26 protein-coding genes and 1 pseudogene are annotated in these 26448 nt (G+C 64.5%); 14 read left to right on the top strand and 13 right to left on the bottom strand.

Annotation, left to right across the window (positions count from 1 at the left end):
- Nucleotides 1-156 precede the first annotated feature (156 nt).
- Nucleotides 157-714 carry a hypothetical protein gene (locus MJO58_RS13520; protein ID WP_090602139.1) on the bottom strand — a complete coding sequence of 186 codons (558 nt, stop codon included), beginning with the start codon at nucleotides 712-714 and terminating at the stop codon, nucleotides 157-159.
- A gap of 178 nt (nucleotides 715-892) precedes the next feature.
- On the opposite strand from MJO58_RS13520, the gene MJO58_RS13515 reads away from it, so the two are divergent.
- Nucleotides 893-2692, top strand: coding sequence for a DUF4407 domain-containing protein (locus tag MJO58_RS13515; protein ID WP_239723113.1), 1800 nt, complete (start codon nucleotides 893-895; stop codon nucleotides 2690-2692).
- Nucleotides 2693-2699: 7 nt separating this feature from the next.
- Here MJO58_RS13515 and MJO58_RS13510 read toward each other — a convergent pair.
- Nucleotides 2700-3806 (bottom strand): annotated as a pseudogene (locus MJO58_RS13510) (cytochrome P450); the annotation flags it as partial.
- Nucleotides 3807-3913: 107 nt separating this feature from the next.
- Here MJO58_RS13510 and MJO58_RS13505 point away from each other — a divergent pair.
- Nucleotides 3914-4462 carry a TetR/AcrR family transcriptional regulator gene (locus tag MJO58_RS13505; protein WP_239723112.1) on the top strand — a complete coding sequence of 183 codons (549 nt, stop codon included), beginning with the start codon at nucleotides 3914-3916 and terminating at the stop codon, nucleotides 4460-4462.
- A gap of 6 nt (nucleotides 4463-4468) precedes the next feature.
- Here MJO58_RS13505 and MJO58_RS13500 read toward each other — a convergent pair whose 3' ends face one another.
- On the bottom strand, nucleotides 4469-5287 hold the full coding sequence (locus MJO58_RS13500; RefSeq protein ID WP_239723111.1) for a DAPG hydrolase family protein: 819 nt from the start codon (nucleotides 5285-5287) through the stop codon (nucleotides 4469-4471).
- Nucleotides 5287-6627 (bottom strand): FAD-binding oxidoreductase, encoded by a 1341-nt coding sequence (locus MJO58_RS13495; protein WP_239723110.1) that lies wholly within the window; start codon nucleotides 6625-6627, stop codon nucleotides 5287-5289. Before MJO58_RS13495 ends, MJO58_RS13500 begins: the two co-directional genes overlap by 1 nt.
- A 66-nt stretch (nucleotides 6628-6693) precedes the next feature.
- Between MJO58_RS13495 and MJO58_RS13490 the strand changes: the two genes are divergently transcribed.
- Nucleotides 6694-7440, top strand: a complete 747-nt coding sequence (locus MJO58_RS13490; RefSeq protein ID WP_239723109.1) for an IclR family transcriptional regulator — start codon at nucleotides 6694-6696, stop codon at nucleotides 7438-7440.
- Between the two features lie 45 nt (nucleotides 7441-7485).
- Here the strand turns inward: MJO58_RS13490 and MJO58_RS13485 are convergent, their stop codons facing one another.
- The 5 genes from MJO58_RS13485 to MJO58_RS13465 are packed head-to-tail and all read right to left on the bottom strand — an operon-like array spanning nucleotide 7486 to nucleotide 10894.
- On the bottom strand, nucleotides 7486-8490 hold the full coding sequence (locus MJO58_RS13485) for an aromatic/alkene monooxygenase hydroxylase subunit beta (protein ID WP_239723108.1): 1005 nt from the start codon (nucleotides 8488-8490) through the stop codon (nucleotides 7486-7488).
- A 4-nt stretch (nucleotides 8491-8494) separates the two neighbouring features.
- Nucleotides 8495-8806: an MmoB/DmpM family protein gene (locus MJO58_RS13480; protein ID WP_090602119.1), complete on the bottom strand. Its 312-nt coding sequence runs from the start codon at nucleotides 8804-8806 to the stop codon at nucleotides 8495-8497.
- A complete protein-coding gene (locus MJO58_RS13475) occupies nucleotides 8787-9158 on the bottom strand; it encodes a Rieske 2Fe-2S domain-containing protein (RefSeq protein WP_090602116.1) in 372 nt (123 codons plus the stop codon). The genes MJO58_RS13480 and MJO58_RS13475 overlap by 20 nt, the downstream gene beginning before the upstream one ends.
- On the bottom strand, nucleotides 9148-9396 hold the full coding sequence (locus tag MJO58_RS13470; RefSeq protein WP_090602114.1) for a toluene-4-monooxygenase system B family protein: 249 nt from the start codon (nucleotides 9394-9396) through the stop codon (nucleotides 9148-9150). The genes MJO58_RS13475 and MJO58_RS13470 overlap by 11 nt, the downstream gene beginning before the upstream one ends.
- Before the next feature lie 10 nt (nucleotides 9397-9406).
- Complete coding sequence (locus MJO58_RS13465; RefSeq protein WP_239723107.1) at nucleotides 9407-10894, bottom strand: YHS domain-containing protein; 1488 nt, start codon at nucleotides 10892-10894, stop codon at nucleotides 9407-9409.
- Nucleotides 10895-11218: 324 nt separating this feature from the next.
- Here MJO58_RS13465 and MJO58_RS13460 point away from each other — a divergent pair, with 324 nt between their 5' ends.
- Nucleotides 11219-11746: a MarR family winged helix-turn-helix transcriptional regulator gene (locus MJO58_RS13460; protein WP_259608761.1), complete on the top strand. Its 528-nt coding sequence runs from the start codon at nucleotides 11219-11221 to the stop codon at nucleotides 11744-11746.
- A gap of 89 nt (nucleotides 11747-11835) precedes the next feature.
- Here the strand turns inward: MJO58_RS13460 and MJO58_RS13455 are convergent, their stop codons facing one another.
- The 3 genes from MJO58_RS13455 to MJO58_RS13445 form a co-directional block, all read right to left on the bottom strand.
- The gene (locus MJO58_RS13455) at nucleotides 11836-12123 is read right to left on the bottom strand and encodes an ANTAR domain-containing protein (RefSeq protein ID WP_090602106.1); all 288 of its coding nucleotides are present in this window, start codon (nucleotides 12121-12123) and stop codon (nucleotides 11836-11838) included.
- A gap of 221 nt (nucleotides 12124-12344) precedes the next feature.
- Nucleotides 12345-13709, bottom strand: a complete 1365-nt coding sequence (locus MJO58_RS13450) for a wax ester/triacylglycerol synthase domain-containing protein (protein WP_239723105.1) — start codon at nucleotides 13707-13709, stop codon at nucleotides 12345-12347.
- 131 nt (nucleotides 13710-13840) lie between these two features.
- On the bottom strand, nucleotides 13841-15061 hold the full coding sequence (locus tag MJO58_RS13445; protein ID WP_239723104.1) for a CaiB/BaiF CoA transferase family protein: 1221 nt from the start codon (nucleotides 15059-15061) through the stop codon (nucleotides 13841-13843).
- Nucleotides 15062-15272: 211 nt separating this feature from the next.
- Here MJO58_RS13445 and MJO58_RS13440 point away from each other — a divergent pair, with 211 nt between their 5' ends.
- From MJO58_RS13440 to MJO58_RS13405, 8 genes are read left to right on the top strand one after another with little or no spacing between them, the layout of a single operon-like run.
- Nucleotides 15273-16136, top strand: coding sequence for a mycofactocin-coupled SDR family oxidoreductase (locus tag MJO58_RS13440; RefSeq protein ID WP_239723103.1), 864 nt, complete (start codon nucleotides 15273-15275; stop codon nucleotides 16134-16136).
- A gap of 43 nt (nucleotides 16137-16179) precedes the next feature.
- Entirely contained in the window at nucleotides 16180-17163 is a 984-nt protein-coding gene (locus MJO58_RS13435) for a thiamine pyrophosphate-dependent dehydrogenase E1 component subunit alpha (protein ID WP_090602094.1), read from the top strand.
- A gap of 4 nt (nucleotides 17164-17167) precedes the next feature.
- Nucleotides 17168-18166, top strand: coding sequence for an alpha-ketoacid dehydrogenase subunit beta (locus tag MJO58_RS13430; protein ID WP_090602092.1), 999 nt, complete (start codon nucleotides 17168-17170; stop codon nucleotides 18164-18166).
- Nucleotides 18159-18395: a lipoyl domain-containing protein gene (locus MJO58_RS13425; RefSeq protein ID WP_090609005.1), complete on the top strand. Its 237-nt coding sequence runs from the start codon at nucleotides 18159-18161 to the stop codon at nucleotides 18393-18395. Before MJO58_RS13430 ends, MJO58_RS13425 begins: the two co-directional genes overlap by 8 nt.
- Before the next feature lie 16 nt (nucleotides 18396-18411).
- The gene (locus tag MJO58_RS13420) at nucleotides 18412-19281 is read left to right on the top strand and encodes an enoyl-CoA hydratase-related protein (protein WP_239723102.1); all 870 of its coding nucleotides are present in this window, start codon (nucleotides 18412-18414) and stop codon (nucleotides 19279-19281) included.
- An 8-nt stretch (nucleotides 19282-19289) separates the two neighbouring features.
- On the top strand, nucleotides 19290-20822 hold the full coding sequence (locus MJO58_RS13415) for an acyl-CoA synthetase (RefSeq protein ID WP_090602087.1): 1533 nt from the start codon (nucleotides 19290-19292) through the stop codon (nucleotides 20820-20822).
- A 22-nt stretch (nucleotides 20823-20844) separates the two neighbouring features.
- The gene (locus MJO58_RS13410; protein ID WP_239723101.1) at nucleotides 20845-22221 is read left to right on the top strand and encodes an aromatic ring-hydroxylating oxygenase subunit alpha; all 1377 of its coding nucleotides are present in this window, start codon (nucleotides 20845-20847) and stop codon (nucleotides 22219-22221) included.
- Nucleotides 22218-23918, top strand: coding sequence for an FAD-binding protein (locus tag MJO58_RS13405; RefSeq protein ID WP_239723100.1), 1701 nt, complete (start codon nucleotides 22218-22220; stop codon nucleotides 23916-23918). The genes MJO58_RS13410 and MJO58_RS13405 overlap by 4 nt, the downstream gene beginning before the upstream one ends.
- Here MJO58_RS13405 and MJO58_RS13400 read toward each other — a convergent pair.
- A complete protein-coding gene (locus MJO58_RS13400; protein ID WP_090602077.1) occupies nucleotides 23915-24748 on the bottom strand; it encodes an enoyl-CoA hydratase-related protein in 834 nt (277 codons plus the stop codon). The two genes, MJO58_RS13405 and MJO58_RS13400, sit on opposite strands and share 4 nt — an antisense overlap.
- Nucleotides 24749-24874: 126 nt before the next feature.
- On the opposite strand from MJO58_RS13400, the gene MJO58_RS13395 reads away from it, so the two are divergent.
- A complete protein-coding gene (locus tag MJO58_RS13395) occupies nucleotides 24875-25732 on the top strand; it encodes an SH3-like domain-containing protein (protein WP_239723099.1) in 858 nt (285 codons plus the stop codon).
- Nucleotides 25729-26439 (top strand): thiocyanate hydrolase subunit gamma, encoded by a 711-nt coding sequence (scnC, locus tag MJO58_RS13390; RefSeq protein ID WP_239723098.1) that lies wholly within the window; start codon nucleotides 25729-25731, stop codon nucleotides 26437-26439. Before MJO58_RS13395 ends, scnC begins: the two co-directional genes overlap by 4 nt.
- Nucleotides 26440-26448 lie beyond the last annotated feature (9 nt).

Below are 26448 nucleotides of genomic sequence, written 5' to 3'. Positions count from 1 at the left end.
ATGGGTATCGCACGGCCGTACAATAGCCCACTGGACTTTGCGGTGTGACTAATTCGTCATCCGCTCTCGGCAGTTGGATCCGTTTGCCCGGACCGCGGCTCGGCCACTGGTGGGCAGCCGGATCGTGACCGGCGCGCACCGGCGCCGGCGCGTCGACTACGGCCAGGCCTCGTTCAGTTTCTCTTCGACATCGATGACTTGGGCGGCCTGCGAGTGGGGCGCATCGATTTCGTCGGCGACGTATTGAGCGATGAATCGGCGAATCTCCCCGTCGACACCGGCCAGGATGCGCAATATCTCGCCGCGGAACGACTTCGACGACACGTTGACGGTGATATCGGAGGGCCGGGGTTTCGCGACGTCGACGATCAGAATCAGTGGCTCGGCCGCCCGTGCGGTCGCGCGCAACGCGATGTCGCCGGAAACCTGGAAACGCTGCTTGTCGAGCCGCAAATCCAGCAGCAGATCAATCGAGAGCGGAATGTGAACGACGAAGGTGATGCTGTCACCCAAGCGTCGCGTGACACGCGGGTCTTGGATCTTGACGTTTGCGCTGACCTTGGCAATCCCGCCGGGTCCCTGGGCAATCGGCTCCATCGCGAATTCGTTGCCGGCGATATCGGCGAATGCGGCGGCGACACGCTCGGGCGTGACGGCGACCTCGAAGAATCTGCGTCCGAACTCTTCGTAGGTGACGTAGTCGTGGTTTTGCATAGGCTTACACCGTCTCACGCCATTTGCCGGAAACTTCGCTGATCTGTCCGCGTCGCAGGAATTTCACCTTCATCCGCCCCCACCGTGTGGCGTTGTGAACAACGCCACACGTCGGCGCTTCGATTCGGTGTGTCGGCCGATGGCCTGGGACGCTTGACCACGGAGGTGTTGGAGTCTGATGGGCGCCCACGAAGTAATTGAGCCGCGCTCAGCCGTCTCCCGGGTCGAGGGGGTACTCGCCTGGCTTGGTGGCGGGCACTGGCGCGAGTTAAGTGAACGTCACGAGCGGTCCACCCACGCTGTCGCGGGTGCAGTGGTACTGCTCGGAGCTGTGCTGGCCTGGCTGGTCGCGTCCTTGGCGGTTAATGCGTCGGCGCGCTGGCCGCTGGTCGCGATCGTCGCACTGACGCTTGTGTTCGGCCTGCTGGTCGGGGCGGTCACGCGCGGCATCGCGAGCGGCCCGCGGCGTGGTTGGCGCGGTATCGCGGGACGGGTCGCCGTTGCGGTGGCGGTCGGCGTGGTCGTCGGCGAACTAGCCGCGCTCGTTGTCTTTTCCGGCTCGATCGATCACCATCTCGAGGACCGGGCGCTGCATACCGCCGACTCGGCACCGGCTGTCGAGCAGGCGGCGGCAGCGCTGCAACAGACCCGTGCGGCGCGTGGCGGGCTCGACGCCGCGGTCACCCAGGCCCGCAACGGCCAGGACAACGCCCTCGTCGTCGCGCGCTGCGAATACCACCCCAGCCCGGCATGCCCACAAACTCGCATCACCGGCGATCCCGGTGCCGGGCCGGAAACCCGGACGGCTAACCAGATTCTCGCCGATGCGCAGCGTGAGCTTGACAAGGCGTTGGCCGCCCGCGACAGCCAGGCACCCGCTTTGGACGCCACGATTTTCCGCGAGGAGCAGGCCGTCAACGATGCCCGCCAACGGGTGCTTGCCGATGCCGGCCCGGGTGGCCTTGGTGCGCGCTGGATGGCGATGAACGACCTCACATTCGCGAGCTCCGGGGCGTCGGTGTTGCGGCTGTTGATCATCGCGTTTTTCGCGTTCGTTTACTTGCTGCCCCTGATTCTGCGGGGGTGGCGCGGCGAGACCACCCACGATCGCCACGCCACGGCCCGCGCGGAACGTGAGCGCGCCGAACTCGATGCGGATACCGCGATCGCGATCAAGCGGGCCGAAGTCCGCCGCGAAGCCGAAATCCTCTGGGCCGAGCACCAACTCACGCAGGCGCGGCTGGCCATCGAGGCGCAGACCGAAATCGACCGGGAGCAGCAACGTCGTCGAGTAGCCGAAGCCATCGAGGGACCGCAGCCCGTTCCGCCCGTTCGGGCCTTCGAGCGGGTGAAGGAAGACATCTACCTACCGATCGCCGCCGAGGCAGAGGCCGCCAGTCGGGCTATCGCCGAATTACCCTCCGGCGCAGCGGATTCCCAAGCGATGCCGGAGGTGAAGAATCTACCGGCGGAGGTCGAGCCGGCCCGCGAGGTTGAAGTCCCGGACGAGCCGACCCCTTCGGCCATCCCGTCGCTGCCCGACGCGACCAGGGCCGCGGCGAGATGGATCCGTCCGCTGGTGCCGCCCTTCGTCGCGCGGGCCATCGACGGCTCCACCGCACCGCTGCGCACGGCGCGCCAGGTGTTCGAAGAGGTCGAGGAGATCACGTTCGCGCTCAGGCGCACGCGCAAAGTCACTTTCGACACTGAGAGCTCCGGGCCTGGCGAGAAGCCGCCGCGGTCGTCGACGACCGAGCGCCCCGAACCGATCGCCTCATCGCGCGAGCACCACAAGACTCACCACCACCCGGCACCGCAGGTGGGCGAGCAAGGCGCACCGCGGCTCTCCGTCAAGGACGCCGACGGCCGAGCGCTGGCGCCCGCCGACAGCGATAGCACACGGACGTTGACGCAACGCGAGGGCCCGCGCCAGCTTCGCCGACCCGAAGGCCCACGCCAACTGCCGCCCGGGAAATAGCCACGGATCAGCTGACGGCCAGCTCGAGTCGTTCGAGACGACGCACGAGAAGGCTGGGTAGCCATCGCCCCACGTCGGCTTGCGCGATCGTCGAGGTCCGATCCAGCAGCAGGCGCAACACGATCTTGGCTTCCAGGCGGGCCAGCGCGGCCCCGACGCAGAAGTGTGCTCCTTTGCCAAAACTGAGGTGCCCCTTGGTTTCGGCGCGATCCAGCAGGAACTCGCCGGGCCTGTCGAAGTGGGCCGGGTCGCGGTTGGCCGCGCCCCACAACAGCAACAGGTGCGAGTCTGCGGGCAGCTGGACGCCGGCCAGCACGGTGTCGTTTCGCACATGTCGGTAATGACCCCGAAACGGGGGCTCGTAGCGCAGCGTCTCCTCGATGAATGCCGTTAGTAGCGTTGGAGTTTCGCGCACCTGCTGCTGGATGTCGGGACGGTTCGCCAGAATCCAGGCCGCGCTGCCCAGCAGCGACGCGGTCGACTCTCCCCCGGCCGCAAACAAGATCACCATCATCACCTGGGCGGCGCAGGTCTCCAGCTCGCCCGAGGCGCAGGCAACGGCAAGCTCACCCAACAGATTGTCCTGCGGATCCGCCGCGGCGAGATCGAATTGCTGGTTGATATAGCCGCTCAGTTCCATGACCGCGATCCCCGCAGCGGCCAGCTGCTCATCGCTGACCAGACCTTCTACCGTCTGGGTGGCCGCGTAGCCCCACTTCATCAACTGCGCGGCGTCGGTCGTGGGTACCCCGATCAGCTCTGCCACCACCATCATCGGCAGGCGGTTGGCGATGGCGTCCATCCATTCGATGCGCCCGTCGCGTAACGCCTCGTCCCATAACCGGTCCGCGGCGTCGGCCGCGAACTGCTCGATCGCGCGAACCCGGCGGGCCGCCAACTGGCGCACCAATAGCTTGCGGTGCACGGCGTGGGCGGGATCGTCGGCGGTGGCCAGCACGTGGGTCGCTCCGCCGAGCGGTTCCATCTCGAACGCCTTGATGCCACCGTCGGCCGTGTAGGTCATTGTCGCGGTCAGGTTCGCCGAAAATTCCTCGGGCCGGCTGATGACGTCTTCAATGGCGTCCCAGCTGCATACGGCATAGAACTCGGAATTGTCTCAACGGATAACCGGCACCTGCGTCTATGGTGAGATAAATGACTCGCTCTGTCTCAGTGTGAGATAAAGGCATTCTCACTTCTCGCGACGAAGGGCGGTGAACGATGCCGCGGGACGACTGGTTGGTGGGGGGCGACCGCCGCAAAATCGCGGCCGAGCGCATCTATGCGGCCGCCACCGAGATGATCACACACGAGGGACCGGACCGCTTCGACATCGACACGCTGGCCAAGCGCGTCCACTGTTCACGGGCCACCATCTACCGCTACGCCGGCGGTAAGGCCGAAATCCGCGACGCGGTCATCACCCGCGCTGCGTCGCGCATCATCGAGACCGTGCGGCAGACCGTCGAGTCCATGAGTGGTCCGGAGCGGGTCGTCACCGCCATCACCGTGGCGCTCAAGCTGATCCGCGCCGACCCGCTGTATCAGCTGATGATCAGTCCGGTCCGGGCCGGCGATATCGCCTGGCTCACGGGATCACCGCTATTGGCCGGGTTCGCCACGGAGCTCACCGGACTCACCTACGGCGATGCACAGGGAGCGCAGTGGGTAGTTCGCGTTGTGCTGTCGCTGATGTACTGGCCCGTCGGCGACGACGAGGCCGAACGGCGGCTGGTAGAGCGCTTCGTCGCACCTGCCTATGCCGGCTGAATACGGTTATTCGTCGCCGAACGCCGCATGGAGCTCAGGCAGGAAACCAGCCAGGTGATTCATCTCCTGGGCGCAGTGCACGAGCAGATTCCGGGCGTTGGCCTCCGGGTTGCCGAGGATGCGAGATGCGATGGGGCGCAGGGCTATTGAAGCGACGCCCGGGGCGTTGCGCACCGCGATGTACGGCCCGCCCATCCAAAACCGGGACCGCATTTCGGATCCGGTCGGCGTGGACCGGACGTGATGGATGAACCATCCGACATCCACCGGAGCGTCACTGGCGCCCAGCCGGGCGCAGATCGCCACCGCATCGTCGCTGTCGGGTGGACAGTCCATCTCCGCGGGATCGACGAATTGGATTGCGCCATTGAGCATCGTCGATCCGATGTACTCGCTGATCAACGACCAGCGGCCGATGTAGCGCTGGGCGCCTCGCCGGCCGTCAGCGCCATCTTTCGAGCCGTCCTTCCAGGCCGCGGACAGGTGCGCCCGCGGATGCCACAGCTTGTATCGGCGGGTGTCACTGCCATGCCAGCCAAACCACCAGGACCACATCGCCGGAGTGACACGGGGCATGTCGGTGCGGACCGACACCTGATAGCTGCCGTCGTCGAGGACGCCGTAGCCGTTCTCGGTCTGCTGGTAGCCCGCCTCAGCGACCGTCGCGGCGTCTTCGAACGCCAGCAATGCCATCCCGCCTTGTGGACCGTGCTGTAACGCCTCAACGACATGTGTTGGCAGCGGCGCCATTTCGGGGTTGAAGAATTTGCCGAACGGCGTGTTCGCATCGTCGTTGCGATAACCCAGGTAAAGATCGCCGGCCATCAGAGTCGTCCCATCCACGCGTTGAACAGACCATCTGGGTCGTAGGCCGTTCGTATTTTATCCAGGCGGGCCATGGCCGCGTCACTGGCGAATCGGGCCGGACGCTGGCCGAGATTCTCGTCAGCGAGCTGAATGCCGGTGGCCAGATGCGACATCGCGGCCATGTTGGAACGGGCCCAGTCGCCGTACTTCGCGTCGTCGGATTCGTTCTTCCAGGCGCCGTACAGAGCCAGGTAGACCTCGTCTTCGATGCTGTAGGCCATGTCCGGGCGGGCCGGCGACGGCCCCCAGTTCAGCCACAGGAAGTGCGACGGGTGGTCGGGAATCGTGTCGATGATGTTGTGAATGCCCGGCAGCAGATCTTCGGCGGAGGCCGACGTCCACATGTTGTCGGCGGCGTAGCGGTGGTCGGGCAGGTAGTTGCTCATCACGGCGGTGTACCAGGTGGGCATATCGGTTGGCATGTAAGGAATTGCAACCAACGCCTTGTCGACAACCGGCACCGTACCGAAGATGGCCAGGGCCTCCTCGGCTTCCTTCTCGGTGTCGGCGAATGCCGGCGACGCGAAGGTGATGGCAGGCCTGTCGAGGTTCATGTTCGGGACGCTTCTGCTTGCCACGATTTGCATTTCGACGCGACGGTCCACCTCGGCGCTGACGTTGCGCGCCCACGTGTAGATCTCGTCGGCGAACTCGATCGGATACACGTAGACGCTGGTGCCGCAGACGCCGGGGCGAGGGTAGAGCTTCAGGTAGAACGAGGTGACCACGCCGAAAAAGCCCGGACCGGCGCCGCGTGCGGCCCAGTACAGGTCCGCGTGATTGTCTGCGTCGCAATGGATTTGTTCGCCCTCGGCAGTGATCACGTCCAGACCGATGACGTTTTCACACGCCAGGCCCCAGATCCGGCTGTTCCAGCCGTACCCGCCCTGCAGTAGGTATCCGCCGACGCACACACCCTTGCAGTGCCCGGCGGGGAAGAAGAGATTCTGCGCTTCCAGCTCGGCCATCAGGATGCTGCCACCCTTGCCGGGACCGACGACGGCGACGCCCTTTTCGGCATCGATATTCGCGTGGTTGATCCGGTTGACGTCGAGCAGCACGGCTCCGTCGCGCAGGTGGTTGGCCGCCCAGCTGTGGCCGCCCGACCGGATGTTCACCTTGAGGCCATTGGCCTTGGCGTAGCGCAGGGCGCTGACGATGTCGTCGGTATCGACGGCCTGAACGATCAGGTCCGGGTAGCGCGCGGGGACTCGTTGGTTCCATACCGTGCCGCGGCGGGCGTCTTCGTATCCGTCGTCGTTGCGAAAAAAGTGCCGCCCTGCAGGTAGCGCACTCATCTGGAGCTCCTTTGATCCATATTTCGGTTCTTGGCAGTCCGCAATGCGGAACACTATAGTGGAAGAGTGGCGCCCCCGGAACCCGCTTCGAATACGAATCGCGACGAAGGCATCCAGGTGTTGCGTCGTGCCGCCGCGGCATTGGACGAGATCGCTGCCGAGCCCGGCCGGCTCCGGCTGGTCGACCTCGGCGAGCGGCTCGGACTGGCCAAATCGACGGCGCGGCGCCTTCTGGTCGGGCTGGTGGAAGTCGGGCTGGCCGGGGTGGATTCACAGGGCCGTTTCTCGCTGGGCGAGCGCCTGCTCGGATTCGGCAGCGCCGCGGGACCGCACGTCTCGGCGATTTTCCGGCCGACCATCGAACGGGTAGCGCGCGCGACCGACGGCGAAACCGTCGACCTGTCCGTGTTGCGCGGCCAGCGAATGTGGTTCGTCGACCAGATCGAATCGTCCCACCGGCTCCGCGCGGTCTCCGCCATCGGCGTCCGATTCCCGCTGGAAGTGACCGCCAACGGCAAGGCCGCGCTGGCGGCGCTGGGCGACGCCGACGCGGAGGCGATGATCTCCCGGTTAAGTTCCGGCGTGGCCGAGCGGCTTCGCCGCGAGATCGCCGAGATCCGGCGCACTGGGCTCGCATTCGACCGTGGAGAACACACCCCCGGTATTTCGGCGGCCGCCATCGCGCGACGGACGTTGGGCGACAGCGTCGTCGCGATCTCGGTGCCGGCACCCACCGAGCGCTTCCTGGAGAAGGAGCAACGCATCGTCGCAGCATTGCGCACGGCGATCGACTCGCCGGCCTGGACTCGTTGACGAGGCGTGAATACGCGGTGAAGATCCGCTAGGTGTTTGGCGCCATTACTCCAAGGATGACTGGAATTCAGAAACCGACGCTGCGACTCGCCGGCCAACGGCCACAGGGTCATTCGGACGCGGCGCGTCTGCGAATATCGTGGCGAGTCCGTCGAGGGCACGATCGGCTAACGGTTGCCATTCGGTCTGCCACCGTGCCAGGACGTCGCGGTTAGCCGGATTGGCGGAGACGCTGTAGCGGACCAGCTCGGCCGACCATGCCTGGCTACGGATCGTGTCCACCCGCGACTCTTGCAGGAGTGCCGCAGTTAGCCCGTCGCCGTGTGATGCGGCCAACTCGGCCAGAGACTCCTTGAAAAACGCGTCGAGGGTTGGCTTGACAACCAAGTTCAGCGCGGCGAAGGCCTCGCCCCAGTCGTAGGCGAGCAGCAACCGTTCGAGAGTCTCCCGTGCTGGCTGCCAGGCTTCGTCCAGCTCCCAAATACGGCGTGTTGCCTCAGAGTTGGCCAGTTGCGGACCGTGGGCCAGGGACAACGACTTAGCTCGATAAGCGATCCACTGCAATGCTCGCAACTCGTCGGCGGCCTGAAAGAACGCCGCGTTGGTGATGTAGGCGCTGGGCGCAAGCTGGCCGAGGTACAGACCGGTGATCTGCAGGACGTGGTGGACGAAGCGGGCCGGCACATACACACGCTCGAGGATCGCCACCCACGCCGGGTCGAGTTGCTGGTCGTGGTTGAGGGTTTCGTAGTGGTCGACCACTCCCTCTGCATAGACCTCTCGGTCGTGCTGTAGCGCGATGTATCGCCGGTAACTGAGCGCCGCCGGGTCACGAAACCCTTCCCAGTCATCGGCGCGCAGCGGAGATCCTTCACGGTATTTGAGGTACCAGCGATTGATCGCAGTGTCGGGATCCAGGTCGAAGGGCGCGGGTTTGCGGTTGAAGTGATAGTGGAAGTTGCCGGTTGCGATTTCGTACTCGGTGGGCTTGCGCCCGGTGTTGCCGGCGATGCTCCAGGTCTTCAGTCGACGCGGCGCTGCGGTAGTCATCGTCTCAGTCCTCCCGTTCCAGGTACCAGTGCAATTCGTGGTCGCCCACATAGCGCATACGGCCAGCGAATCCGGCGATTGCGGGCTCCAGTGACGCCAGCGGGATCGATTCGCCCGCAACGTACTCCAGGCTGTCGCTGGTTACCTTGAGAAACCATGGCGCGTGGATTCGGACATAACCCGAATGATCCTCGACGACGATGTCGGCGTCCGGGTTGTCGAGCTGAATCGCCTCGGTCAGGGCGGCTACGATGTCGGGATCGAAGCCCCGAACGATCGGCCCGACGAGTTTGTGTTCATCGGTCGACGACGTCATGGCTTGCTCCCCTCTGCGGTATCGCGACCGCGATGCGATCGCCATCACGGCGTACCTGATAACACTCCAGTCGGCAGTTGTCGGGATTGAGCCCGGAGCCCGTGCTGAGGTCGAATTCCCAACTGTGCGCGGCGCAGGTCAACACGTTGCCGTCGATATCCCCATCGGCCAGCGGAAAACCTGCGTGCGGACAGTTTCCGGCAAACGCGCGAAGTTCACCGTTTCGCAAGTGCACCAGCAGGATTGGCAAATCGTCGACGTAAAATTCACCGACGTCACCAGCCCAGAGGTCATCGATAGCGGCGACGATCTTCCACTCGGGCGTCCAGCCCGGCCCGTCGTCACTCGCCATAGAACACCTCAAGATGGTCCATTGGTTCTACGCCCGAGGCGCCAATGATGGTGTCCGAGGCCAGGATCCGACCTTCATGGCGGACATGAAGCGGTGCGTCTTGACGTGGTACCCGGTGGCCGACCACGTGGTGGGCCACCTGTTGGCCCACGTGCTCGACGGTGTCGGCGTCGTCGACGGGGATAAGCAGCTCGAGGACATCACCCTCGAAGTTCGCGGTCAGTGGAAGTAGCGCCATTCAAGACTCCTCAGTGGTGCGCGGCCCAGGCATAGTCGTCGGCATCTTTGCCTTGCTCATCGGGCGAGAGGCCGAAATAATGCAGCACCGTGCCCAAGTCGGGTGGGCTGATCTCCCCGGACAGCACCCGGTCGATCAGCGACTGGTGCCCGGCAAATCGGTCGGGTCGTTGGGCGAAGATCCAGCGGCATGGTTCGGAGCAGAAGAGGTATTTGCGTCCGTTATGGACATGGACCGGTGGTGTCGCGTCGGTGTGCGCGCCGGCGATAACCCCGGCCGCCCGTACGATCGGCAGCTGGCACAGGTTGCAGGTGATGGGCAGGGTTTCGGGCAGCGTCGCGGCGATGTCGCCATTGCGAACGTTCTCGGTGATGACGTCCCACTGCCGGCCGAAGTTGCGGTTCCAGCCCGGATATTTCTCCTCCAGCCAAAGCCGCTCCGCCGGTGAGGCACCGGCGTCGGGGTTCCACCACACGGTGGGGCGGTAATACCACACGCCCAGATGAATCGCGTGGTGATACCAGGTCAGTTCGTTGATGAATTCATCCCAGTACCAAGGATATTCGAGGCCGTAATCCCGGAATTGATCAGCGAATTGCTTGACCACCCAGTCCTCGATGAACTCCTTGAACGACATCCGTCGACTTTCGAGCGGTGTGTAGTAGTCCATGGACAGTCCGGTAAGCAATGCGAAGATGCGCCAGGACCGCCAAAACATATGATCGATCAGAAATTGGCCCCACTCTTTTTCGCCGTTGTCGATGAAGACCTTGATCGTCGGTTCACCCTGCTGGGCGTGCCGCGCTTCGTCGGTTTGGATCGACGAGATCAGGGCGCCGAACTCCAGGTCGCCGACGTCGATCGCGTCCGCGGCCATGCCGAGGAATTGCAGATTGGTGAATCCGGTTTCCAGCGTGAAGGTCAGCTGTAGCGCGATGGAGGCGGCGTCGTTGGCGACGAACATGTCGTCGAACAGGTAGCGCACCGCCAGCACGATCCAGTCGTTGGTGTGATAGGCCTTCAACGCCCAGTCAGCGCGTGGCTCCCTGTCGAGTAATCCGTGGGCGAAGAAGCCTTGAATCTGGCCATGCCGGACTTCGTCGAGGGTGCCGAACGTGGCGGTGTTGCGCCAGGCCGCAGCACGTCCGAAGCGTCCCATCCTGGCTTCGGCGATGGATGCCAGATATTCGGGCATAGTGATTGCGCCATAGTGGGCGACGATCACCGATTTCCAGCCTGGATCAAGTTGGTCGAACAATTTTGACCGCCGGACGGTGTTCTTCAGCGAATAGGTCGTGGTGTCCTTGGTGACCTGGTTGTGCACGTATTCGCGGTAACTGACCTTGTAGGGCTCATCCCATTTCAACCAGCCCTCGGCGGGAACGCGGTGAGTTCCCGATAGGCCTTCGGGGAACACCTCCTCTTCGGTCACGTACCGGAAGGTCCAGTTGGTGTCGCGGGAGAGGTCATACCAGTCACTGCGCAGTAGCTTCGGCATGAGCTGAGTCCTTCTGTCGATGTTGGACCGTGCGCCGGTGCACCGGGCTGTCGATACCTGCTAGATCCTAGTTAAGATAGAAAGGAGTCCTACATATTCGATCACGCTGATTTGTACGCTCATCGCCGGGCGCCCGGTCCGCAACGATCTGGAAGAACGAATTCACCGAGGAGCCTGCCGCATGCGCCACATCGACCCGCCCGTCCGGGCAGTGCCGGCCGGCTACCCAGCCGGAGCCGACTCCTGAAGCACAACGGAGAACGCCACCCCAGTCTCGATTCGAAGATTGTCGCCGCACTCGACCGAATCGGCGATTCGTTACACGTGCTGGCGAGACGGGCGGCGGAGCGGCACGACCTATCCAGCACGCAGATGCGAGTACTCGTGTGGCTGTACGTCGGGCCTCCGCCCACCGCGCGCAGCACTGCGCTGGCCCGCGAATTGAACGTCTCGGACCCCACCGTGAGTGACGCCGTCGCCGCGCTGACGCGCAAGCAACTGGTGGCTCGACGCCGCGACCCCCTTGACGGTCGCAGCCAGCAACTGGTGCTCACCCCATCGGGACGCCGCACCGCCGCGATGGTCTCTCGATGGACGGCCCCGGCAGAGGTTGCCGCGTCACGGCTTGGTCGCGCCGACGCAGAGGTGCTCCTTGACTGTCTGGTCCGGCTCCTGGGGGAATTGCACGACGCTGATCTCGTTCCGATTAGCCGGGCGTGCAGCACATGCGTCCAGCTCGAAATACTGGACGCACAGCAGCGCAGATATTGGTGCCGGTTCTATGAGACTTCCCTGCCGGTGGACGAACTGCGCGTCGACTGCGTCGACCACGTCCCCGCACCGAGTCAGTGACGCTCGGCCGGGCCTGGGCCGCCAAATGGGTTGGCACGGCCGCGGTACCCCCCAGGGAACCCCGGCCGCGCCAAGATCGCGATCACTTCTCAACAGCTCAGTGCTGCTGCTCCGCTGAATAGTTGACCCCACTCGTGGCGGGCAGCCGACTGCGCCTCGACGAAGCTGGATGTCTTTTCGCCCTCGCCGGCCAGGTGCACAAGCGCCCAGGCCATCGCGAATACCGGAACCTTGTGACGTAGCGCCGCAGTGTGCAGTTCGTCGAACGCCGCCTCCGAACGACACCGGCGAAGTCCGATGATGATCCCCCGCGCGGTGTCGAGAATGCGGCTGGAGTTCGGTCCGCACGAGGCCTGCGCGGGAACCCAGTTCGCCATGCTCTTCCTACCTCCTGTTGCCCCCCAACGAAACCCGCTACTCGGCATAGCGGACAAGAATCCCTGGACAACGCACAACTCGCCATCGGAATTCTCAAAGGCGCACTGTGCCATGATTTGTGGATTGGCGACGTTACGCCATACCGCCGCTGACATCGATATGTGCTTGTGACCGTGTCGGTATCGGCCAGTAGTCACGCCGCCGGGGATTCAACTCCGAATTAGCTTGCGAGCGAAGTTAACTCGTCAAAGCCCGCAACGATCGCGTCGTAGAACACGTCGTAGTCGGGTATCGCGACGGTATCGACGTTGATGCCGATCGCGCAGATGTCCACGTAGGTCAGCAACGTCACATTGACCGACGCGCCGATCGTCGGGCCGAACGCGTATTGCGCGCGTACCGGCGCGCCACCGAGGAAGACCGGCACCGGGACTCCGGGCACGTCGCTGGCCACGAAATCGACGTGGCGTAGTACCGAACCGATGTACCACCGCGGCATCAGGTTCAGCGCGCCGGCAATCAACTGGGTATAGGGCAGCGATCTTTCATCGCGCACCGCGGCGGTGCGCTGGTGTATTGCCTTGATTCGTGCGGCCGGGTCGGCCTCGCTCACGGGCACGTCGAAGCGCATCAGCGTGATCCGGTTGCCTCCCATGTCGTCGGCCGCTGTGCGCAGACTGATCGGCATGGAAAGGTGCAGATCGCCGATCTCGACGCCGTGCTTCTCGTGGTATCGGCGTAACCCGCCGGCGACGCCGGCGACAAACGCATCGTTGAGCGCGCCACCGCAACGGTGCGCAGCTTCCCGAAGGAGCGACTTGGGCACCTCGTGGACGCCGAGACGCCGGATCAGGCCACGTTCGGTGACCAGCGGTGACCCGGTCCGGGCTATCGGCCGCACCGTCCGGTAGACCGATGCCGTGGTGGCCGCCGCGGATCGGACCGTCGTAAGAGGCCGCCGAACGCTGTCGACGATCAGGCGTGGGGCCGTCTTGACCACACCCATCAACGCCTTACCCATCAGGTCCGCGTCGTAGCGCCAGGAATCGCGGTAATCCCCCAGCAGCGTCGGGCTGGATCGCTGCGGCTCGGGCGGCAAGGACTCGTGCCCATAGAGCTCTTCGGAAAGGTTGAACAAGTTCATCGCGATCTGCACGCCGCCGATTCCATCGGTGAGCGCATGGTGAAACTTGCAGATCATCGCCGCGCCATCGTCTTTGAGGCCATCGAGCAGTGTCACCTCCCAGAGCGCCCGCGCCCGGTCGAAGTCCTGCATCTCGGCCAGTCGGGCCATCTCGAGTACGTCATCGAGCGTGCCGCCGCCGGGGCAGACGGCTCGACGAATGTGGTAGTCGAGGTCGAAGTCCTGGACATACTCCCACCGGGGCGGGGCCGGCGGTGGCGACGCCACTACACGCTGCCGGAACATCGGTAGTTTCCTGCTGATCAGGTCGAATCGATCACGCACCCCAGCCCAGTCCGGGGATCGATCCAGCAACACGACGCTGACGACGGTCGATCGCAGTCGTGGATCGGTTTCCATCGCCCAGGTGAAGGCGTCGCTGTTGCGCATGAAGGTGGCCATGATGTACCTCAGGCACAAAACTACGGCGGGGCGCGGCTAACGTCATCAGGTTGTTGGCAGCCAATGACTTTGGTCCTTGGAATAGGAGCCATTTGTCAACTGCCGGCGAGGCGGCCGCCGAGCGTGATCCGTCAGAGGATCGAGTTGAGGTCCTTCGCCTTTGCGATGTCGTCCCACTCGACGCCGAGTTCGAGCAAAATCTCCTCGGTGTGCTGACCATGTTCTGGAGCGCGCGCGGGAAGCGGTGGCGTTTCGTTGAATTGGACCGGCGCGGCGACGATTCGATATTCCTCACCGTAATCGTCGACGTTTGTCACCACGTAGCCGTTGGGTTCGACTTGCGGATCATTGAGCGTCTCCCGCGGTGTAGCGAGTGCACCCCACACTCCCGGTTCGCTTTCGAGCACCTTCTGCCAGTGGGCAAGGTCCTGGCTGGCAAATGTCTTCGCGACGATCTCGGTCGCCGCGGCCGCGTTCGCGATTAGATTGCTCGACGGTACGAAGCGCTCGTCGGTGGCCAACTCCGAAAGTCCCATGCGCTCACAGAAACCGGCCCAGAATTTGTCGGGCTGTAGGAAGACCAGCTGGATCCATCTACCGTCCTTCGTCTTGTACCGGTTCACCAGCGGATTGATGGCCAATCCCGGTGGCGCCCCCGGAATGCCGTCGATATCAAAGAAATCCGCGGCACAGATTGACGGCGCGATCGACCACATCGCCTGGGCCAGTAGGGAGGAGTCGACGATCGTCGGCTCGCCGGTGCGTTCCCGGTGGAACAGCGCCGCGCACACGCCACCGGCCAGCGTGGCCCCGCCCTGCAGGTCACCGAAGCCGGGGCCCTGGACTGCCGGGGTATCTGTCCCGAACGGGGTCAGGGTGTAGGCGACCCCGCCGCGGGCCAGATAGGTGGCCGCATCGAAGCCGCCGCGATCGCGGTCCGGGCCGCGCACCCCGAGGCCGGTGCCGCGCGCAATGATGATCTTCGGGTTGAACGCGCGAATGTCGTCGACGGTGAGCCGGGCGCGATCCAGTGCGCCGGGCAGCCAATTCGTCAGGAACACATCCGCGGTGGCCAACAGGCGGCCGAACAATTCCCGACCGGTCTCGGATTTGATGTCGATCGCGATGCTGCGCTTGCCGCGGTTGCCCAACTCGAGGATGAAATCAGCGTCCGGGCGGGCCGCTTCGCGGGTGAAGCCGCCGACGACTAAGGCCCGTCCGGGATCGCCGAACGCTACGCCCTCCACCTTGATGACGTCCGCGCCCCAGTCCGCCAGCGCCGCTCCAGCCGAGGGGACGTATGTCCAGGAGGCCAACTCGACTACTCGCACCCCTTGAAGGACGCCTGCCATCGCCAACCCCCTCGGTCCGCACCTGTCCTTGCTATTTTAGGTATTCTAGTTACTCTAAGGGATATTGATAGCCCGGCTACAGCCACGTGCAGGTTTTGCAGATGAGCGGTGTAGGCACTTTCGCCGGCTCGCCACACCACCGCGGTAACGAGCCCCCACGTGGGCCCCAACTTGGGTCGTTGGAAGCAGCCACCGGGACGAAGGATCAGCGATGGGCAGGGTAACGGGCAAGGTCGCCGTGATCAGCGGTGCCGCGCGAGGTCAGGGACGATCGCACGCGCGGATGTTGGCCGCCGACGGTGCGGACATCATCGCGGTGGATCTGTGCGCGGACATCGACACGAACGAGTACCCGCTGGCCCGGCCGGAGGACTTGGACGAGACGGCGCGGCTGGTCGAAAAGGAGGGACAGCGCGCGTTCACGGCGATTGCCGACGTGCGCGACCGGGTGGCCCTGTCCGCCGCGATCGATGAGGGTGTCGCTGAACTTGGACACCTCGACATCGTGGTCGCTAACGCGGGCATCTGCCCGCTCACCGCGGGACTGCCCCCGAAGGCGTTCGCCGATGCCGTGGACGTGGACCTGGTCGGCGTGCTCAATCTCGTCCACGCGAGTCTCAAACACCTACAGGCCGGCGCGTCGATCATCGTGATCGGTTCCAACGCGGCATTCATGTCGTCGATGAACACCACCGGCATCGACGGCGGTCCCGGCGGTGCGGGCTACGCTTTCGCAAAACTCGCTGCGGCGCACTATGTTAACGACTTCGCACGGTCGCTGGCACCGTTCTCCATCCGGATGAACGCGGTACATCCGACCAACGTCAACACCGACATGTTGCACAGCCCGCCGATGTATCGCGCCTTTCGCCCCGACTTGAAAGAGCCGACCCGCGAGGACGCCGAACCAGTTTTCCCGCTCGTCCAGGCGATGCCTATCCCCTACGTCGAACCCGAGGACATCAGCGAGGCGGTGCTGTTCCTCGCCTCCGACGCCGCCCGCTATATCACCGGACAACAGTTGCGCGTCGACGGCGGCGGCTTCCTCAAGGTCAAGCCATGGTCGGGCGCATGACGGCGGTGGCACCAATCGGACTGCACCACAACGGAACAACGCGATGACCGACACCGAATCCCCGGACGTCAAACGCCTCTACGCCCTGATGGTGCTGATGAAGGCGGCCGACGACCGGCTGTCCAAGGGCATTGGGACCGGCGAGTTCATGTGCGTGTACTGGCCGTCGCGTGGGCAGGAGGCGATCGCCGCCGCGATGGGTGTCACGCTGCGGCCCGACGACCAGCTGGTGACCACCTACCGCGGGCTGCACGATCTGATCGGCAAAGGCGTCCCGCTCGAGGAGATCTACGGCGAGATGATGGGACGCACCGTCGGTGCCAGCCGCGGCAAGGGCGGAACCATGCACATCGCCAAACCCGAAGTGGGCGTGATGCTTTCGACCGGGATCGTCGGCGCCGGACCGCCGGTGGCCGTGGGGCTGGCGATGGCCGCCAAACGCAAGGGGCTCGATCGCGTGACCGTGGTCAGCTTCGGCGACGGCGCCACCAATACCGGGTCCTTTCACGAGGCAGCCAACATGGCTGCGCTCTGGGATCTGCCGATGGTGTTCGTCTGCCAGAACAATCAGTACGCCGAAATGACGCCGACGCACGACACCATGAAGCTCGAGCACGTCGCCGACCGGGCCGCCGGATACGGGATGCCGGGCGTTCGGGTCGACGGCAACGACCCGCTGGCGGTGACGGCCGCGCTTGACGAGGCACTGCGGCGGGCCCGCGGCGGCGAAGGCCCCACTTTCATCGAATGCCTGACATTCCGCTTCCGCGGTCACTATTTCGGCGATCGGATGCCCTACATCCCGAAGGAACAACTGGAAGCGGCGATGGCCGCCGATCCCGTGCCGCGCTTCCGTCGGCATCTCGCCGACGCCGGCCTCGCCGACGAGCAGGAGCTCGCGCGCATAGACACCGAAGCGCTGGCCACCGTCGAGGCGGCGCTGCAGACGGTGATGAGCGCGGAGTCCCCCCTGGCCGACGAGCTCGAGCGTGACGTGTACGCAACTCCGATCAAGTTCCCGGTGTAAGGACATGGACGAGAAAGAGATGACGATGCGCGAGGCGCTGAACCTCGCGCTGGATCAGGCGCTGCAGGCCGACGACCGAGTGTTTCTGTTGGGTGAGGACATCGCCGATCCCGGCGCGTCCGGTCCGACGGCAGGATTGTCGACGAAATACGGTCACGACCGAGTTCTGGACACTCCGATCTCGGAGGCCGCGATCGTCGGTGCGGCGATCGGCGCCGCGATCGACGGACTGTTGCCGGTGGCCGAAATCATGATCATGGACTTCATCGGCATCGCCGCAGACCAGCTGATCAACAACGCCGCCAAGCTGCGGTTCATGACCGCCGGCCGCACGACGGCGCCGATCACCATTCGTACCCAGGTGTACGCGGGGCTGGCCACCGGTGCCACGCATTCGCAGAGCCTGGAGGCGTGGTTCATGCACATCCCGGGCATGAAGGTGATCGTGCCGTCCACCCCGCGCGACGGCAAAGGCCTGCTGGCCTCGGCGATCTTCGACCCCGACCCATGCCTGTTCGTCGAGACGATCCGGCTGCAAAGCAAGAAGGGGCCGGTTCCCGTTGATCCCGGGTTCTCCATCCCGCTCGGCCAGGCCGACATCAAGCGGCCGGGCACCGACGTGAGTCTGATCGGCTACGGCCGCTGCGTGCATGAGGCGCTCGCGGCGGCTGACACCCTGGACACCCACGGTGTCAGCGCCGAGGTCGTCGATCTGCGCACCCTGGTGCCGCTCGACGTCGAGACCATCGTCGAATCCGTACGGCGTACCCGCCGGGCCGTAGTCGTCCACGACGCGGTCCAATTCGCCGGCCCCGGGGCAGAGATCGCCGCGATCCTGCAATCGGAATTGTTCGGCGAGCTCGCCGCACCCGTCGAGCGGGTTGGCGCCCGGTTCGTCCCTAACCCGGCCGCCGCCGCGCTCGAGGCGCAGGTGTATCCGTCCGCGGCCGGCATCCTCGAAGCGGCCCTGCGCACCTGCAAGAGGGCGAATGCGCATGGCTGACTTCGTTATTCGTATCCCCCGCGTGTCAGTCGCGGTGTCCGAAGCCGAACTCACCGGGCTGCTGGTCGGCGCCGGCGAGCACGTCGACGCGGGAACACCGATCTATGTGATCGCCACCGAGAAGGTGGAACAGGAGATCGAAGCAGGAGCATCCGGGATCGTCCAGTGGACGGGTCAGGTCGGGACCATCTACGACATCGGCGCCGAAATCGGCGTCATCACGTCATAACGGAAGGACAAAGCATATGGACCTCAACGAGACTCGCGAACGTATCATCTACCAGAAGGATGGCCCGATCGCGAAGATCATCCTCAACTGGCCGGAGAAGGCCAATGCGCAGGACCAGAAGCTGGCCGAAGAGGTCGATGCCGCACTGCTGGACGCCGACCGCGACTACGACATCAAGGTGCTGGTGCTCAAGGCCAACGGCAAGGGTTTCTGCTCCGGGCACGCGATCGGCAACAATGCCGTCGACTACCCGTCGTTCGTGGAGAACGCGATGGTGACGGGCCACCCGTGGAAGGCACAGTCGGATCTCTTCGTCAAGCCGACGCTGAACCTCTGGGAGTTCTCCAAGCCCACCATCGCGCAGGTGCACGGCTACTGCGTGGGCGGCGGGACGCATATGGGCCTGACCACCGATATCGTCATCGCCGCCGACGACGCCTACTTCTCTTACCCGCCGCTGCAGGGTTTCGGCATGCCCTCGGGCGAATGTTCCATCGAGCCTTGGGTGTTCATGAATTGGCGCCGCGCGGCCTACTACCTGTTCACCGCTGAGGTGATCGACGCCAAGAAGGCACTGGAGGTCGGCCTGGTCAACGAGGTGGTCAAGCGCGAGGACCTGGACGACCGGGTGGACGCGATCGCCCGCCACATCGCCCAGGCGCCGTTGACGACGTTGATGCTCACCAAGGCCAATCTGAAGCGGGCCTGGGAGTTGATGGGCATGCGGGTGCACTGGCAGAGCTCCAACGATCTCGTCGCACTGGCCTCGATCAGCAAAGACGTGCAACAGCTGATCCAGACCGTCTTCAAGGACAAGGTGCTACCGGCCGAGCACGCGCGGCGTCAGGCCGCCGCCGCACAGACCGACGGCGCCGCGGCCACGTAGGTCCGCTGGTGAACATCGCCGATCATGCGATCGCGGCCGCACAGTCGCCGGCGTTGATTGCCGACGGCCGCACGATCTCGTTCGGCGAACTCTACGACCGCAGCCAACGGGTCGCCGCGGCGCTGCACGACGCGGGGCTGCGCCGCGGCGATGGGGTGGCCCTGGTCCTGCCGAATCGACCGGAATTCTTCGAAATCACCTGGGGTTGCCAGCTTTCCGGTCTCTACTACACCGCCGTCAACACCCATTTCACCCCCGACGAGGTTGCCTACGTGATCGGCGACTCGGATGCCAGGGTGGTGTTCATCGATGCCTCGATGCCCGAAGTCGCCGCCTACGTCCGCAATGTCAACACCGCCGTCGACGTCCACATCGGCGTTGGCGCAGAACTGCCCGGCTGGGCCCGGTACGAGGATGCACTGGCAGCCGCGGGCGCCGCGCCACCGTTGTCGGACGGATCCGAGATGCTCTACTCGTCCGGCACCACCGGACGGCCCAAGGCGGTCCGCCGGCCGCTGCCGTCCGACGGTAACGGCTCCTGGGCACAGTCGGTGCTCGAGCTGGCACTGATCCACAAGTACGGCATGGACCAATCGAGTGTGTACCTGTCCCCGGCGCCGCTGTATCACGCGGCCGGCGTTAACTACACGATGGCGGCCAACCGGGTGGGTGCGGCGTCGATCATCATGAAGAAGTTCGACCCCGAAGCGGTCTTGCGACTGATCGAGGCGCACCGGGTGACCCACGCCCAGTTCGTTCCGACGATGTTCGTCCGGATGCTCAAACTGCCCGAGGCGGTGCGGCGCAGCTACGACGTCTCCAGCCTGCGCTGCGTCATCCATGCGGCCGCCCCGTGCCCGGTCAACGTCAAGCACCAGATGATGGACTGGCTCGGGCCGATCATCCACGAATACTATGGCGGCACTGAAGGATTCGCGGGAACCGTGATCGGTCCCGAGGAGTGGCTGGCCCACCCGGGCTCGGTGGGCATCCCGATGGCCCCGGTGCACGTGGTCGGCGACGACGGACAAGAGCTTCCCATCGGCCAGGCCGGAGAGCTTTACTTCGAAGGTGGACCCGATTTCGAGTACTTCAAGGATCCCGCCAAGACCGCGTCGGTATACAACGACCGCGGCTGGCGCTCCCTGGGGGACATGGGATATGTCGACGAGGACGGCTACATGTACCTGACCGATCGGTCGACGTTCATGATCGTCTCCGGCGGGGTGAACATCTACCCGCAGGAGACGGAGAACCTTCTGGTCATGCATCCCAAACTGGTCGATGCCGCGGTCTTCGGCGTGCCCAACGATGAGTTCGGCGAAGAGGTCAAGGCCGTCGTGCAGCCTGTCGCCGGCGTCGAGACCGGGCCCGACCTGGAGGCCGAGCTGATCGCGTACTGCCGAGCACACCTGGCCGGCTACAAGTGCCCGCGCACAATCGAATTCGACCCGGAATTGCCGCGCGATCCGAACGGAAAGCTGTACAAGAGGCGCATTCGCGAGCGTTACTGGCAGGGGCGGGCATCGCGAATCGTGTGACGCTGACACAAGGGATGACGAGATGGCTGTAGAAACAGGTCCGAGACGTGCCCAGGCGAACTGGACGGCGTTACCGGTGCCGTGGGCCGTGGCGGCCGCCGATCGAATTCCCAAGCAGCGCTACTACGATCCGGACTTCTACGCGCTGGAGGCCGAGATGTTGTGGCCCCGGGTGTGGCAGATGGCTTGCCGGCTCGAGGAGATACCCAAGGCCGGCGACTACGTCGAGTACGAGATTCTCGACGAGTCGATCATCGTGGTGCGGGTCGACACCGAGACGGTGCGGGCCTATCACAACGCGTGTCGCCACCGCGGGGTAAAGCTGGTGGAAGGCAACGGAAATCGGCGTACCTTCGTGTGCCCTTTCCACGGCTGGTGCTGGGGCATCGACGGCCGCAACACCAACGTGGCGCGGCCCGAGGCGTTCGCCGAGGACAACATGCGCCGCGACGACCTCGAACTCGTCTCGGTCCGCTGTGAGCTCTGGGGCGGTTGCGCGTGGATCAACCTCGACGCCGGCGCGCCGGCGTTGCGGGAGTGCATGGAACCATTCGCCTCGATCTATGACGCCTGGCACGTGGAAACGCTGCGCACCGAGTGGTGGCAATCCTGCCGACTGCCGGTGAACTGGAAATTGGCGACGGCGGCATTCATGGAGGGTTACCACGTTCCGCAGACGCACCCGCAACTGCTGCCGTCGAGCATGCCTACCACCACCGCGAAGCCTGGCCTGGCGCAGACCAACCTGTATTTCATGCGCACGCTCGGCGAAGGCATGGCGGGCATGACGCACGAGAACGACGTCCGCATCGCCGAGGGCTTGCAGAACATTGAGCTGCCGGCCGATCCGGCCGAGGCCATGGTCACCTGGCGCAGGACGCTCAACGACGCCATCGTCGGCTGGCATCGCGCCCGGGGTTGCGACATGCCCGATCTCAACGAGTTGGAACGGCGCGGCATCACCGAGGCGATCAATTTCGCTTTCCCCCATTACTTTTTGCTGCCGCAATACAGCAGCGCTTCGTCGTACCGGATCCGACCGTTGGGGCCCGAGGAGACCCTGTTCGAGATCTGGTCGCTGACGCGGATCCCGCCGGACCAGGTCACCGGCAAGCCCACTCCACCCGAACCCATGGCACCCGACGACCCGCGCTGGCCGCCGATTCCGGCCCAGGACTTCTCCAACTTGCCGCGGCAGCAAAAAGGATTGCACTCCAGGGGATTTGAGTTCATGCGACTTTCCGACCAGATCGAAGGTTTGATCTCGAACTTCGAACGGGTTATTGACGGGTTCCTCGCCGGACTGCCGTATGACGCGCTGGTTCCGGCGATCCGGAAGACCAACACCACGATCGACGTGCCGATCGCGGATCTCGGCTTTCGCTCGGAGGCACAATGACGACGCAGTGGGACCGCTCGGTCGACCTGCTGATTGCGGGCAGCGGTGGCGGCGGCATGGTGGCCGGGCTTGCGGCACTGGACAGCGGGCTGGAACCCCTGATCGTCGAAAAGCAGGCCCTGGTCGGCGGATCGACCGGGCTTTCCGGCGGTATCGTCTGGCTGCCCAACAACCCGTTGATGCGCGCCGACGGCATCGCCGATTCGCACGAAGACGGCCTGGCCTATCTGGCCGATGTGGTCGGCGATATCGGTGCGGCTTCCTCACCTGCGCGCCGGGAGATGTTCCTCACCGCGGGCTACGAAATGATCAATTTCCTGATCCGCAAGGGTGTTCGGCTGATCCGCTGCGCCGGTTGGAGCGACTACTACCCGAACCACAAGGGCGGCAACGAGTCCGGCCGCGCCGTAGAGGGAATCCCGTTCGACGCTGCCGAGCTCGGCAGCTGGCACGACAAGGTGCAGCCGCCGCTGGCCAAGAACTACGGGTACGTGGTGTTGACCAACGAGCTTCGTTCGGTTCAGTACTTCAACCGTGCGCCACGCGCATTCGCGGTCGCCACCAAGGTGTTCGCGCGCACCGCCGCGGCACGAGCTCGCCGCACCCAATTGCTCACCAACGGCGCCTCACTGATCGCGCAGATGCTCAAGGCGCTGATCGACCTCGGAGGAGATCAACCGCCACTGTGGACGAACACCGCGATGGAAGACCTGATCGTCGAGGACGGCCGTGTCGTCGGTGCTCGGGTCAATCGCGACGGCGTCGCGCTGAACATCGAAGCGCGCAAGGGAGTTCTGCTGGCCGCCGGCGGCTTCGGCCACAACAAGGAGATGCGTCGCCGGTACAGCGGCGACCAGCCCAACGAAGGCCAATGGTCGATCGCCAACGCCGGTGATACCGGCGAAGTGCTCGAAACGGCAATGCGGCTGGGCGCCAAGACCGATCTGCTCGACGAAGCATGGTGGCTGCCTTCGGTTTTCATCGCCAACGGCGGTGCGGTCGCCGCGTCCCTGGGTTCGGGGCGGCAGCGGCCCGGCGCCATCTACGTCGACTCGTCCGGCCGTCGGTTCTGCAACGAGTCGAACTCCTACGTCGAGGTCGGCAAGGCGATGTACGCCAACAAGGCGGTCCCTTGCTGGATGATCTTCGACGACGGATACGTGCGTCGGTACGTCACCAGTTCCAACCCGCTGAAACGCAACCAACACCTGCCCCCGGAGCTGATCGAGAAGGGTGCGGTCAAACGCGGCGTCACGATCGCCGATCTGGCCCGCCAGATCGACCTGCCCGCCGATGAGCTGTCGCGCACCATCGAACGGTTCAACCGGTTCTCCGCTAAGGGATTGGATCCCGACTTCGGACGTGGGCAGTCGGCCTACAACGACTGCCTCGGTGATCCGGGATATCGACCGAACGCCGCGATCGGCCCACTGGACCGCGCGCCGTTCTACGCGACCCGTGTTCTGCCAGCGGATGTCGGAACATGCGGCGGTGTGATCACCAACGAATACGCGCAAGTGCTCGATCAGCAGGACCAGGTGATCGATGGCCTGTACGCGACGGGCAACACGACCGCGACGGTGATGGGCCGCACGTATCCGGGTGCGGGGGCGAGCATCGCCAGCTCGATGGTTTTCGGTTACGTCGCCGCACGGCATGCGGCCGGCCGCAGAATCGCCGGCGAGAAAAGCCGCTAGGAATCGTCGCGGTCGACGAAATCGCGTGGCTTCATGCCTGATTGCATCAGTTCGGCACGCCGCGCCTGGACATCGGTCGCGGCACCGACCATGTTGGTCAGGATGTGGCTGACCTGAAGGTGCACGCGCATACCCATCAATTCCCATGCGCGCTTGACGTTGTTCTTCACCGCCATCAGTGTGGTCAACGGGATCTGGGCGATCTTGCGCGCCATCTGTTCGACCGTGTCCTCGAGATCTTCGCGCGGCACCACCCTATTCAGCAGCCCCCACTCCAGGGCTTGTTGGGCGGACAGCGTCGGCGCCAGCAACAGCCAGTCCATGGTGCGATGCCAGTTCATCAGTAACCACGGCTCAATCATGGTGTGGCCGCCCGGTTCTCCGAGGCTTTGGGCGAGCGGCATCTGGAAATAGGCGTCGTCGGAGGCCACGCAGAAGTCGGTCAACAGCCCGAGATAGATCCCGCCGCCCATGCAATAGCCGTGAATCTGCGAGATCGTCGGCTTGGGGAACTCCCACAAGTACAGCGTGGGCCACAGAAATAGGTCCGCGGTGCCTTTGTAGAGGTCCTCGAACGTATTTCCGAAATCGGGATAAGGGTTTTCGTCAGGGCCCCAGCGCGCGACGTGGCCGCCGCAGAAACCCTTGCCGTTCGCCTTGAGAATGACGACCTTGATCTCGCTGTCTCGGTCCGCCTCGTGTAGGCAATCGTCGACTTCGGTGACGAGCACGGCATCTTTGGTATTCGCTTTGTCGACCCGATTCAAAATTATCCGCGCGATCGGCGGTTCACGTTCATAGATGATCGCCTCGAGGACGCGACGCTCCATCGCAGTGACATTACCCTGCGCGCAATTGGTTTAGCGGTTGCGTGATCTTGACGAGTGGAGTGAGCTGTATTGGGTGCGCACCGGGCTGTGCACAGGTCTAGATCGCGACGCATGATTGGAGCCGAGATGGCGACTCCTTTTGACCGCGCAGTGCAACTGGATCTGGTCGCCAGGCTCAAGTCCTCCTACCCGGAACTTCCCGACGCGCCCACCCCCGATCTCATCGATCACGAGCGATTCGCCGCGTACACCAAGACACCGCACGACGTCGGCGGCGAGCCGGATGCCCCGATCGAATACCAGAACAAGCAGTACGAGATCTGGGAAGAGAACACCTACATCATGTGCGAGGTGCTCGGCTGGCGGGGTATCTGGTTGTCGGAGGAACGGCGGCGGATGGGCAACGTCGACCTGGGCCGCGCGATCTATCTTGGTCTCCCGTATTACGTGCGCTGGCTGCTCGCCGTCGTGCGCGTGCTGGTCGAGAAACACCACATCGGGCTCAGCGAATTAGCCGAGCGCATGACCGAGGTGAAGGCCCGATACGAAGGCGGCCTGCAGGGGAAGGCATTAGAGGCCAAGCCGAAATTCGCAGGCGATCCGGCCGAGGTCAAACGCAACGAACACCACATCCGTGCCGTCGGCACCGGCGACCCGCAGATATTCGCCGGTCAGGCCGGCGAACCCAAGTTTCGGGTCGGCGACAAGGTCGTCGTGAAGGAGCTGCCGATTCTGCTCTATACCCGAACCCAGGAATATGTGCGGGGCGCGACGGGTGAAATCGCGGTGGTCACCTACGAAAGCCCCGCCGCCGAGGACGAGACCTGGGCGGGCCCCGATCAAAAACCCGAGTGGTTCTACATCGTTCGGTTCAACCTCGCCGAACTTTGGCACGGCTACACCGGTCCCTCCAACGACACCCTGCAAACCGAGATACCCGAGCGATGGCTCGAAGCGGCCGGATCCGAGAGGGCCTCAGCATGACCGCTCACGATCACGATCACGATCACGATCGCACCGCCGCGCCGATGGTGGACGAGATCACCGACTTCGAGGTCCTGGAGATCGCCCTTCGCGAATTGTGTATCGAGAAAGGGATTTTCACCGCGGAGGAACACCGGCTGATGACCGAGTACGCCGAACAGATCGGCCCGACGCCGGCCGCGCGCCTGGTGGCCCGGGCGTGGCTCGACCCCGAGTTCAAAGACTTGGTCGTTTCCGACCCGCTCGCAGCCAGCAAGGAAGTCGGCGTCGATTGGCTGCAGCCGACGGGGTTCGGAACGCCGAGCGATTTCACGGCTTTCCACGTTCTGGTGGACACGCCCACGCTGCACCACGTGATCGTGTGCACGCTGTGTTCGTGTTATCCCCGTCCGATCCTGGGCAATTCGCCCGAGTGGTACCGGACGCCCAACTTCCGGCGTCGCATCGTGCGCTGGCCGCGCCAGGTGCTCGCGGAGTTCGGGCTCTATCTTTCCGAGGACGTCGAGATCCGAGTGGAGGATTCCAACCAGAAACACCGCTTCATGGTGATGCCCGTTCGCCCCGAAGGAACCGACGGCTGGACCGAGGACCAGCTGGTCGAGATCCTCACTCGCGATTGCCTGATCGGCGTCGCGCTGCCCAAGGCCGGGGTGACGACGAACGCGATCACCGCGACCCGGCCCGCCACCCACCCGGTCGGCGACTGATCACCCAGG

The sequence above is a fragment of the Mycobacterium lentiflavum genome, assembly GCF_022374895.2.
Lineage (GTDB): Bacteria > Actinomycetota > Actinomycetes > Mycobacteriales > Mycobacteriaceae > Mycobacterium > Mycobacterium lentiflavum.
The sequence above is the reverse complement of the archived record's forward strand: the minus strand, read 5'-3'. Positions and strand labels throughout refer to the sequence as shown.

Coding starts and splice junctions, on each gene's coding strand:
- MJO58_RS13520 (WP_090602139.1), bottom strand. CDS start 714: ATGCAAAACCACGACTACGTCACCTACGAAGAGTTCGGACGCAGATTC.
- MJO58_RS13515 (WP_239723113.1), top strand. CDS start 893: ATGGGCGCCCACGAAGTAATTGAGCCGCGCTCAGCCGTCTCCCGGGTC.
- MJO58_RS13505 (WP_239723112.1), top strand. CDS start 3,914: ATGCCGCGGGACGACTGGTTGGTGGGGGGCGACCGCCGCAAAATCGCG.
- MJO58_RS13500 (WP_239723111.1), bottom strand. CDS start 5,287: ATGGCCGGCGATCTTTACCTGGGTTATCGCAACGACGATGCGAACACG.
- MJO58_RS13495 (WP_239723110.1), bottom strand. CDS start 6,627: ATGAGTGCGCTACCTGCAGGGCGGCACTTTTTTCGCAACGACGACGGA.
- MJO58_RS13485 (WP_239723108.1), bottom strand. CDS start 8,490: ATGACTACCGCAGCGCCGCGTCGACTGAAGACCTGGAGCATCGCCGGC.
- MJO58_RS13480 (WP_090602119.1), bottom strand. CDS start 8,806: ATGACGTCGTCGACCGATGAACACAAACTCGTCGGGCCGATCGTTCGG.
- MJO58_RS13475 (WP_090602116.1), bottom strand. CDS start 9,158: ATGGCGAGTGACGACGGGCCGGGCTGGACGCCCGAGTGGAAGATCGTC.
- MJO58_RS13470 (WP_090602114.1), bottom strand. CDS start 9,396: ATGGCGCTACTTCCACTGACCGCGAACTTCGAGGGTGATGTCCTCGAG.
- MJO58_RS13465 (WP_239723107.1), bottom strand. CDS start 10,894: ATGCCGAAGCTACTGCGCAGTGACTGGTATGACCTCTCCCGCGACACC.
- MJO58_RS13455 (WP_090602106.1), bottom strand. CDS start 12,123: ATGGCGAACTGGGTTCCCGCGCAGGCCTCGTGCGGACCGAACTCCAGC.
- MJO58_RS13450 (WP_239723105.1), bottom strand. CDS start 13,709: ATGGCCACCTTCATGCGCAACAGCGACGCCTTCACCTGGGCGATGGAA.
- MJO58_RS13445 (WP_239723104.1), bottom strand. CDS start 15,061: ATGGCAGGCGTCCTTCAAGGGGTGCGAGTAGTCGAGTTGGCCTCCTGG.
- MJO58_RS13440 (WP_239723103.1), top strand. CDS start 15,273: ATGGGCAGGGTAACGGGCAAGGTCGCCGTGATCAGCGGTGCCGCGCGA.
- MJO58_RS13435 (WP_090602094.1), top strand. CDS start 16,180: ATGACCGACACCGAATCCCCGGACGTCAAACGCCTCTACGCCCTGATG.
- MJO58_RS13430 (WP_090602092.1), top strand. CDS start 17,168: ATGGACGAGAAAGAGATGACGATGCGCGAGGCGCTGAACCTCGCGCTG.
- MJO58_RS13425 (WP_090609005.1), top strand. CDS start 18,159: ATGGCTGACTTCGTTATTCGTATCCCCCGCGTGTCAGTCGCGGTGTCC.
- MJO58_RS13420 (WP_239723102.1), top strand. CDS start 18,412: ATGGACCTCAACGAGACTCGCGAACGTATCATCTACCAGAAGGATGGC.
- MJO58_RS13410 (WP_239723101.1), top strand. CDS start 20,845: ATGGCTGTAGAAACAGGTCCGAGACGTGCCCAGGCGAACTGGACGGCG.
- MJO58_RS13405 (WP_239723100.1), top strand. CDS start 22,218: ATGACGACGCAGTGGGACCGCTCGGTCGACCTGCTGATTGCGGGCAGC.
- MJO58_RS13400 (WP_090602077.1), bottom strand. CDS start 24,748: ATGGAGCGTCGCGTCCTCGAGGCGATCATCTATGAACGTGAACCGCCG.
- MJO58_RS13395 (WP_239723099.1), top strand. CDS start 24,875: ATGGCGACTCCTTTTGACCGCGCAGTGCAACTGGATCTGGTCGCCAGG.
- scnC (WP_239723098.1), top strand. CDS start 25,729: ATGACCGCTCACGATCACGATCACGATCACGATCGCACCGCCGCGCCG.